This is a genomic window from Gordonia sp. w5E2 (genome assembly GCF_036540975.1).
Taxonomy (GTDB): domain Bacteria; phylum Actinomycetota; class Actinomycetes; order Mycobacteriales; family Mycobacteriaceae; genus Gordonia; species Gordonia jacobaea.
In genome coordinates this window covers 3,621,913-3,630,824 of record NZ_CP144213.1, presented here as the reverse complement: position 1 = coordinate 3,630,824, position 8,912 = coordinate 3,621,913, and the positions used below count along the sequence as shown (strand labels likewise).

The 8,912-nt window shown below is 65.6% G+C and carries 11 protein-coding genes; 4 read left to right on the top strand and 7 right to left on the bottom strand.

Translation table 11 applies throughout. The annotated features are described in order from the left end of the window. The first annotated feature begins 137 nt into the window (after positions 1-137). Positions 138-491, top strand: coding sequence for a hypothetical protein (locus RND64_RS16465; RefSeq protein WP_231894366.1), 354 nt, complete (start codon positions 138-140; stop codon positions 489-491). Positions 492-554: 63 nt separating this feature from the next. On the opposite strand, the gene RND64_RS16460 is transcribed toward RND64_RS16465, so the two are convergent. Together RND64_RS16460 and RND64_RS16455 are read right to left on the bottom strand one after the other, a co-directional pair. Next, positions 555-1,187, bottom strand: a complete 633-nt coding sequence (locus RND64_RS16460) for a DUF4190 domain-containing protein (protein WP_331436167.1) — start codon at positions 1,185-1,187, stop codon at positions 555-557. A 122-nt stretch (positions 1,188-1,309) separates the two neighbouring features. Continuing rightward, complete coding sequence (locus RND64_RS16455; RefSeq protein ID WP_064870737.1) at positions 1,310-1,816, bottom strand: hypothetical protein; 507 nt, start codon at positions 1,814-1,816, stop codon at positions 1,310-1,312. A gap of 146 nt (positions 1,817-1,962) precedes the next feature. Here RND64_RS16455 and RND64_RS16450 point away from each other — a divergent pair, with 146 nt between their 5' ends. Next, entirely contained in the window at positions 1,963-3,072 is a 1,110-nt protein-coding gene (locus RND64_RS16450) for an LLM class flavin-dependent oxidoreductase (RefSeq protein WP_064870736.1), read from the top strand. Continuing rightward, positions 3,069-3,734 (top strand): FMN reductase, encoded by a 666-nt coding sequence (locus tag RND64_RS16445; RefSeq protein ID WP_331436166.1) that lies wholly within the window; start codon positions 3,069-3,071, stop codon positions 3,732-3,734. The genes RND64_RS16450 and RND64_RS16445 overlap by 4 nt, the downstream gene beginning before the upstream one ends. A gap of 29 nt (positions 3,735-3,763) precedes the next feature. On the opposite strand, the gene RND64_RS16440 is transcribed toward RND64_RS16445, so the two are convergent. After that, on the bottom strand, positions 3,764-4,777 hold the full coding sequence (locus RND64_RS16440; RefSeq protein WP_331436165.1) for a pirin family protein: 1,014 nt from the start codon (positions 4,775-4,777) through the stop codon (positions 3,764-3,766). A 123-nt stretch (positions 4,778-4,900) separates the two neighbouring features. Continuing rightward, on the bottom strand, positions 4,901-5,647 hold the full coding sequence (locus RND64_RS16435; RefSeq protein ID WP_331436164.1) for an acetoacetate decarboxylase family protein: 747 nt from the start codon (positions 5,645-5,647) through the stop codon (positions 4,901-4,903). 291 nt (positions 5,648-5,938) lie between these two features. Between RND64_RS16435 and RND64_RS16430 the strand changes: the two genes are divergently transcribed. Continuing rightward, complete coding sequence (locus tag RND64_RS16430) at positions 5,939-6,319, top strand: LuxR C-terminal-related transcriptional regulator (RefSeq protein ID WP_270486877.1); 381 nt, start codon at positions 5,939-5,941, stop codon at positions 6,317-6,319. Positions 6,320-6,323: 4 nt separating this feature from the next. On the opposite strand, the gene RND64_RS16425 is transcribed toward RND64_RS16430, so the two are convergent. From RND64_RS16425 to sigK, 3 genes are all read right to left on the bottom strand, one after another. Beyond that, positions 6,324-7,316: an alpha/beta hydrolase gene (locus RND64_RS16425; RefSeq protein WP_049699044.1), complete on the bottom strand. Its 993-nt coding sequence runs from the start codon at positions 7,314-7,316 to the stop codon at positions 6,324-6,326. A gap of 75 nt (positions 7,317-7,391) precedes the next feature. Then, positions 7,392-8,234 (bottom strand): anti-sigma factor, encoded by an 843-nt coding sequence (locus RND64_RS16420; RefSeq protein WP_331436163.1) that lies wholly within the window; start codon positions 8,232-8,234, stop codon positions 7,392-7,394. Continuing rightward, a complete protein-coding gene (gene sigK, locus RND64_RS16415; protein WP_331436162.1) occupies positions 8,227-8,886 on the bottom strand; it encodes an ECF RNA polymerase sigma factor SigK in 660 nt (219 codons plus the stop codon). The genes RND64_RS16420 and sigK overlap by 8 nt, the downstream gene beginning before the upstream one ends. Positions 8,887-8,912: the final 26 nt, after the last annotated feature.

The window sequence follows — 8,912 nt, the reverse complement described above, 5'->3', positions numbered from 1 at the left end:
ACGCCTCAGTAGCATCGGGTTTTGTAGAAACACGAAATCCGAGTGGAATTCGTCACATAGTACGGTGGTTCGTCTTCCGAACAAGTCGCTTAGGTGCATTCTGTTCGAAAGGATCGACGCCATCGTTGGGAGGCAAGATGGCTGAGGTCGGAGATGTCGACGCGTGGGGTGCTCGAGGTCGAATGATGACGGAATTGCGTAACGACGTGAAGCGGCGCGCTGAGGCGACGCCGTGGATGACGGCTGTTCGCTTGGGGGGCGATTCGGCGACGTACGCCGAGCTTGCGGAGAGCATGTCGTCGTACGAAAAGGTGATGAAGCGAAACGGTATGTCGTCGGAGGCCGCGATCTACGCGGCACTGCTTCACTCACTCCCGTCGATTGCCACGGTCAGCGATCCCGTCAAGCAGGGGGCGATGATCGATCAGGTGCTCGCCTGGCTCGGTCGCAATCTGCCGTTCTCCGGTGGTTCGCTCCGGGCCGTGGGCTGACGCTCCCGCCCTGCGGCACCAACTCACTGGCCGCGGCACCATCTCACTGGCCGCGGCACCAACTCACAAGCCTGCGATCACCAGCACCAGCAGCATGATCGGAATGCCGATCACCGCGGCGATCGTGCCGAGGACTATTCCGGTGACTGCGCGGCCACTGCCTCGATAGCGGGTCGGGTGTCGGTGAATCTGGCGAACGCCCGCGGCACCGAGCACCATCGACAAGAGCCCGACGACCCCGCCGATGCCCAACACCGGAATAAGTGGGAACGCTGCCAATGCGGTCACCAACGACGCTGTGGTCAGCGGCGATGTCCGCGGTCGCGCGGGCACCTGACTGGCGAGAGGTACCGGATGGACCGTCGGTATCACCGTCGGCGTGAGGATCACGCGTTGAGCGTGGGCGAGGTCCCAGTAGTCGCCTACCTCCGGTAGTGGGGTATCGCGAGATGTATCTCGTGTCCGCACGCGGAGGCCTTCGATGGGCACAGGATTGCGTCGTGATCGCGGCGCGTTGTCGCCACGGCCAGATGGCGCGGCGTCCGGCCCCGAGTACGCCTCCAGGGCATCCGGCGTCGATGAAGCATCCGGAACGGAGGGCAGCGACATCGACTCCAGCACGTTCGACTGCGGCCAGCGCTCGTAACGGTCGGTTGCTGCCGGTTCGATCGGCGCTGTGTGGTGTTCGGTTCGCATCGGCCCTCCTCGTAGTGAGTCTACCGATGCACACCGCGCCGCCCCGGAATGAAGAGTCCGGAACGGCGCGGAGTGTGTGGATCTGTACTGAGGCGTCTGGCGAATCAGCGGCGTCTGGCGAATCAGCCGCCGTGCTGGCCCATCATCGAGGTGAGCTGGGTGACGGCGTTGCCGGACAGCTTCCACTCGCCATCGACTTTCACGTACGAGAGCGTGATGTTCGCGGGGTTGGACGTGTGCGGGCTCTTGACCTCCACGCTGGCATCAGCAGCGTTGTCGCCGGTCTTCTTGACCTCGGTCACGGTGTACACATCGGGTCCGTAGCCCGCTGCCGACGCGCCCTTGGCGTACGCCTGGATCGCGGTCTTGGTGACCGGGTTGCTGGTGTCGACGACCTTCTCGAGCTCGTCGGACGAGGTATTGGGGTCGACGGCCTTGCGGAGGATGTCCTGGGCGTCGGAATTGGTCAGGCCGGCGATCGCCGCGGCGGCCTGGCTCGTCGCCTCGGTGACCTTGCTGGTGGCGCTTGCGACGGTATCGCTGGCGCTGTCCGAACCTGAACAGCCCGCTACAGCGACAAGTGCGGCGCCCGCGATCATGGCTGCCGCGAGAGACTTCCGAAGCTTCATTGCTACTCCTGACGACGAATTGTAAGGCCACACTAACCGATCGCTTTGCATCGACGAGGGGCGGCACTACACGTGGGAATTAACCGGACCGTGGTCCGGTTATGGCGAGTGAAAGGTTTCGTATCCGTCATTCCAGGAGGCATGACATGCAGTTCGGACTGTTTTCCGTCAGCGACATCACGGCCGACCCTACGACGGGAGTCGAGCCGACAGAACACGAGCGCATCAAGGCGTCCGTGGCTATCGCGAAGAAGGCCGAGGACATCGGTCTCGACGTGTACGCCCTCGGCGAGCACCACAATCCACCGTTCTTCTCGTCGTCGCCGACGACGACGCTCGCCTACATCGCAGCTCAGACGAGCAAGCTGCAGCTCTCCACCGCGACGACACTCATCACCACCAACGACCCGGTCAAGATCGCCGAGGACTTTGCCATGCTGCAACACCTCGCCGACGGCCGCGTCGACCTGATGCTCGGTCGTGGCAACACCGGCCCGGTGTACCCGTGGTTCGGCAAGGACATCCGGCAGGGCATCCCGCTGGCCATCGAGAACTACCACCTGCTGCACCGGTTGTGGACCGAGGACGTCGTCGACTGGGAGGGCAAGTTCCGCACCCCGCTGCAGTCGTTCACGTCGACGCCGCGTCCGCTCGACGACGTTGCGCCCTTCGTCTGGCACGGCTCGATCCGCAGTCCGGAGATCGCCGAGCAGGCCGCCTATTACGGTGACGGCTTCTTCGCCAACCACATCTTCTGGCCCGCCGAGCACTCGAAGCGACTGATCGACTTCTATCGGGAGCGCTACGAGCACTACGGACACGGCAAGGCGAGCCAGGCGATCGTCGGGCTCGGTGGTCAATTCTTCATCAGGAAGAACTCCCAGGACGCCGTCAACGAGTTCCGTCCCTACTTCGACAACGCGCCGGTGTACGGGCACGGACCGTCGTTGGAGGACTTCAGTCGCGAGACGCCGCTCACGGTCGGCAGCCCGCAGGAGTTCATCGACCGCACGCTCTCGTTCCGCGACACCTTCGGCGACTACCAGCGCCAGCTGTTCCTCGTCGACCACGCGGGACTGCCGCTCAAGACGGTCCTCGAACAGCTCGACGAGCTCGGCGAGGTGCTCCCCGAACTCCGCAAGGGATTCGCAGAAGGCCGCCCGGCAGATGTTCCCGACGCGCCGACGCACGCCTCGCTCGTCGCGGCGCGCGACGCAGAGGAGCTTGCAGAGCAGGAAACACAGGTGAACGCATGAAGCCGCTGACACTCGTCGCGGTCAACGCCGGGCTCAGCGAACCGTCGTCGACGAGGATGCTCGTCGACCGGCTCACCGACGAGGCCGCGTCGCTCGTGCGGTCGCAGGGCGGAGACGTCGACGTGCAGATCATCGACCTGCGCGACCTCGCCGTCGACATCGGGCGTTCGCTGGCAACCGGTTTCGCGACCGGTGCTGCCGGCGACGCCATCCGGTCCGTCCAGGACGCCGACGCGCTGATCGTCGCGACCCCGGTGTTCAACGCGTCGTACTCGGGTTTGTTCAAGTCGTTCTTCGACCTCGTCGACGTCGACGCGATGGAGGGCAAGCCGGTCCTCATCGCGGCAACCGGGGGCAGTCCCCGGCACTCGATGGTCCTCGACCACGCGCTGCGTCCGTTGTTCGGCTACCTGCGCACCGTCGTCGTACCGACCGGCGTCTACGCGGCGTCGGAGGACTGGGCGTCGACCTCCGGCGACACGGCAACGCTGTCCGACCGAATCCGCCGGGCCGCAACACAATTGGTGGCGCTCATGCCCACCGGAACTGTTCGGCAGGCCGCCGCGTCGCAGACGTCGGACGCTGATCGCGGCGAGCAGCGGGTACACGCGGGCGAGGAGGCGGGGATCGCCAACTTCGCTCGTCTGCTGGCAGGCGACTGAGTGATAGAGACTGGGCGAACGGGACTGGACTATGCGCGCCCGGGAGTGTTCTCCCGGGCGCGCAGTCGTGTGCCCGGAAGGGTCGGCGCGGGCAGGTGTTGCACCTCGCCGGTGTAGCCCTGCACCTGACCGAAGCGTTCGCTGTGCGCCATCCACTCCTCGCGCGCGAGGACGATCTCCTCGTGGCTGCGCCCGACGAAGTTCCACCACATGATGATGTCGTCGTCGAACGGTGCACCCCCGAGCACGATGACCCGCGCGTCGTCGTCGCCGCGGTTGGCGAGGACGATGGTCTCGGCGCCGACTCCGACGTAGCCGAGTTCGGTCCGCTCGAGCGGTCCGGTCGTCGAATCGACGATCTCCACGCGACCGGAGTCGATGAGGAATCCGTGTTCGAATCCGGGGTCGACGTCGAGCGTGACGTCTGCTCCCGGCGGGATGCGCAGTTCAGCGCCCAGCAGTGGCGTGAACGTCTCGACGGGCGACGTGCTGCCGAGCAGGGTGCCGAGAAAGACGAGTGCCGTCACGTCGCCGACGGTGATCGCCGGTGGTGCGTAGTGGGCGAAGTCGCGTGCGGTGTTCGCGGCCCCGGCGGGAAGCGCGACCCACAACTGCACGCCGTGAAGGACCGTGGTGTCGGGTGTGGAGACCTCGGTATGGGCAATGCCGTGTCCCGAGGTCATCAGGTTCAGTTCGCCCGGCCGGACCATCGCGTGATTGCCCATGGTGTCCCGGTGCTCGATCTCGCCGGTGAAAAGCCAACTGACCGTTTGCAATCCGATGTGCGGATGCGGTGGGACGTCCATGCCGCCGGTGGCCGAGACGTCGTCGGGGCCGTAGTGATCGGCGAAGCACCACGCTCCGATCAGCGACCGTTCCCGTTGCGGCAGGGTGCGATGCACCGTCATGGCACGCGGCCCGCCGAGCGGTACGTCGCGCGCGGTGAGCACTTCGACACGCAGCGATCCGTCATGATCGGGATCGGCGTTCTCGGCCTCGGTCTGGCAGTCGATCTCGGCCGGGTGTGCTTCGAGGTTGCTCATGGCTCGTGTGCCTTTCGGCTGGCGCCTTTCGGCTTGTGGACCGTTTGGCTGTGGGGCTGATGACGCCAGTCTAGGAACAGCTGAGTCGACGACGCGTGCCCGGTGCGATCGGCGAGCCGAATCTCAGAGATCGGTGGCGTCGTCGAATGTCATGGCCAGGTGTGCCACCGACATCGTCATGGCGGCGTGCCGGGCCAACTTCAGGTCACGTAGTTCTTCTGCGATCGGGTGACCGCCGAGCGTCAGGGTGGCGCCGCCGATCCGTGCGCGGACACCGCTCAGTGATCCCAGCCGCCAGGGTACGGATCGCAGCGTTCCGTCGAGGCACGAGTAGGCGGTGAGTTCCGCATCCCCTGAGCCCGCGGGGACCGGCAGGCCCGGTGCGGTCTCGAGCGCTGCGATGAGGCTTCCGTCGTGCGAGACGCTGCCGCGCTTGCGCGAGCTGTCATGGTCGACGTCGAAGTCGGCGAGAAACTTGGGGAAGCCCCAAATCCCGCGCCCTGCCTGACGGGTGAACTCGCCGTCGACCGGAAGCCGATGAATCAATGCGTGCGCATCGCCGCGCAACACCGAGCCGAGCGCATTGATGGGCGATGGACGTTGCGCCGGATTCTCGACGAGCAAACACACACCGAACTCGTTGTATGGGCCGAGATCTCCGTCGACGTAGTCGACGAATACCAGCATCACCATTCCGCGGCCCGGGCGCATCCGCAGTGGACGGAGTGACGATGCGCCCGACGCTGCTATGGCCCGCGCCATCGCGTCGGCGTCGGCGGTGAATCCCGCGACGATGCACCGCGCATCTCTGACCTGGACGGGCATCGTGAGCGTGGTACCTGCGACGGTGTGGGTCGACGGGGAGGGCATGAGGCCCCTTTCTGACAGCGACGGCCAAACGAGAACGTGTTCTAGTTTGGCACACCGTCGGCGGAGTGATGGCTCCCCGGCCTGAATGTGTGTCTTATCGAAAGATGTGGCTGCTGCAGCACCCACATCTTTCGATTGGACACACATTTGGGTGCGGCAATCCAGCGCCGATTGTTGCGAATGCAACAAAGGCCCCATTTAGGGGACTACCGACATGTCAGACCCAATCCTTACTATTTGCTGTGAGTTGGGGATCGCTGTCGTAAAGACATGATGTGTAAGGACGTACTGGTGACCGTAGTTTCTCAGACCGGGGGGCCTATCGCGGCGCCATCGCCTGTGCCCGGCGTCGTAGTTGATCGCGTCGCGACGTCGACCGCGTCCGCTCGCACCGAGATCGCCCGCATGGACGACTACCGCCACGGCCACGACGTCGCCGCCATGCGCCGGCCGGTGCTGTCGCGCCGCGAGGTCGAGGTGTTGTTGACCTGGCTGCGTGCCGAGTCGAAAGAAGACGCTGCGGCGACGCTGTTCATTTCCGCCTCGACCGTGAGCACCCACCTCGCGCGTATCCGCGCGAAGTACACGGCCGCCGGCCGTCCCGCCCCGACGAAGACCCATTTGCTGGCTCGCGCGCTCCAGGACGGCTACACCAGCCTCGACCTCTGGTGAGGTCTTACGCCCCGATGTCTCGGGCGATCGACGGCCAGGTCTGATGCAGGTCATCCTGCCAGTAGCCCCACGAGTGGGTTCCGCCTGAGCGCAGGTTGACCTTGGCGGGAATGCCGAGCTGAGCGAGGCGCGTGGCCATCTGGCGTGTGCACTGATCGATGCCGAACTCGATCGCTCCGCCGAGCAGAGCCTGGTTCGCCAGCACCAGCCCGTCGCCGTCGATCGACGGGTCGGACAATTGTTCGTGCTTGCCGGGAAGTCCGGTGCCCGCGGTCATGTAGACCTTGGTGCCGCGCAGCTTCGCCGCGTTGAGATAGGGATCGTTCGCGCGCCAACCGGGTCCATTCAGCGGCCCCCACATGTTGACCATGTTGCCGCCGCCGCGGTTCTCGACGACGAAGCGGATGTACTGCTGCCCGACGGGGTCGCTGGTGCGAGCGCAGCCGCTGAACGCGGCAATCGAGCGGTACATCCCCGGGGCCGCCAGCGCGAGGTTGAACACCGTGGTGCCGGCCATCGAGATGCCTGCTGCGGCAACCTTTCCGGTGGTCGGGAAGCGCTTGTCGATCAGGGGTGGCAGTTCTTTGGTGAGGAACGTCTGCCACTTGTTGCGTCCGAGGACCGGGTCGTCGCGTTGCCAATCGGTGTAGTACGAGAACGCACCGCCGATCGGGGTCACAACGTAGACGTTCTTGTCGGCGAAGAACTTCTTGTAGTCGGTGCGGGCGTCCCACGTGGCTGAATCCTCGCCACCACCTGCGCCGTTGAGCAGGTACAGCGTCGGCGCGGGACGCGTGCGGTTCTTCGGCGTCAACACCGTGATCGGGACGATCCGATCCATCGACGCCGAATGCACCATCAGCGTCACCTGCTGGGGTGAATCGTCGGTGGAACTGACGATGCTCGACGTCGGCGCCGCCTGCGCGGGTGCCGTCGCCCCGAGGAACGCGGCCAGCGTGAGCCCAAGGGTCAGCCAGATCAGGTGTTGTCGACGCATCATTGCTCCTGCGATCACTCGTGACGTCTGCGAAGCCGCGTTTTCTAAAACGTCGACCCGCAGGCGTGTGTCGCGCTACAGCGCGACCTGCGTCAGGATATCGGTCGTCGGTTGAGCCGATCCACCCTGTGGCTCGATCGTCACCGCGAGCACCGTCGAGGAGTCGAGCGAATCGATCACCTGTGGGGCGCTGGAGCCGGTACCCGCGACGAGGCCCGCTGAGACCGGGGTGGCCGCTTTGCCGATCAGCCACAACTGGAACGTCTGGTCCGCGGGGATGGGGTTGCGCTGGTCGCGCACTACGGCGACAGCGCGGTTCGCCGACTTCGAACTCACCACGGTGATGGTGCCTCGATCATCGGCGAGCGACGAGACGGTCGATCGCGCATCAGGTGCGGCAAGGATGTCGGAGACCTGTTGGGCGGTGGTTGTCGTCGTCTGCTCCGGTGCGGTGGATCGTCCGATCAGTACACCAGCACCGAGCGCGACGGCCACCGCGACCGCTGCAGCGCCGACCGCGACTGCGACACGCCCGCGCCTGCTGCGCGCGCGGTCGATCGGAACAACGGTCGCGGGGTCACCGTCGGAGACGTCTGGGTGGTCGGTGTCGGAGACGCCTGGGTGGTCGGCGTCGGAGGTACCTGGGTGGTCGGTGTCGGTGCTGCTCGGCCCTTCGGCGTCGGCGCTGAACACGTGGTCGAGGACCGTCGTGCGCATCTCTGGGGGTGCGGCGAGTGCGAATCCGCTCGCGAGGTCGGTGATGGCCGACTGGATGTCGGTGATGCGTGCGAGGTAGATCCGGAGTTCGACGGCGCTGAGGTCGTCGAGTTCGCGGCGCACGCGTTCGGTCTCGGCGGGCGTCAGCGCGTCGATGGCGTACAGCTCGACGTGGTCATCGAGCCAGTCGGTGTCAGCCATCGGCTTCTCCGTGCAGACATTTCTTGAGCCGTCGGAGGCCGTCGCGGATGCGGGATTTGATGGTCGGCAGCGGAGTGGACATGACCGCGGCGACCTCGGGGTAGGTCATGCCGTTGAAGTACGACATCTCGATGCTGGCGCGCTGGAGCTCTGTCAGCCGATCGAGGCACGTGTGCAGGGTGCGGGTCTCCTCGCGGTCGACGACCACCTCGAGCGGGATCGGGTGCGGGGTGCTCGCGTTGCCTGCGCCGTACTCGGCGGCTTTGCGCTGCTGGAGTTCTTCGGTGCGGACGCGGTCGACGGCGCGCCGGTGCGCGATCGTCATCATCCACGTGATCACCGAGCCGCGCGACGGCTGATACTGGTCGGCCTTCTGCCAGTACTGCAGGTACGACTCCTGTACGACCTCCTCGGCATAGTGCACGTCACGGATCACCCGAAGGGCGAGGCCGTAGATGCGCGCGCTGGTGAGGTCGTAGAGCTGAGAAAATGCTGCGCGGTCGCCGCCGGAGGAGGCGGTCAGCAGATCACGAAGGGTGCTGGCTTCCGACGTCGAGCCTGCGGGGCGGTCGTCGTCTCCCGTCGCTGCGTGGCCCAATGTCACTCCACCACCGTAGCCACGCCCGAGCTCGGGTGTGGCGGTTCGGTCCATACGGCGTCGTGTCGGATCGACATCGG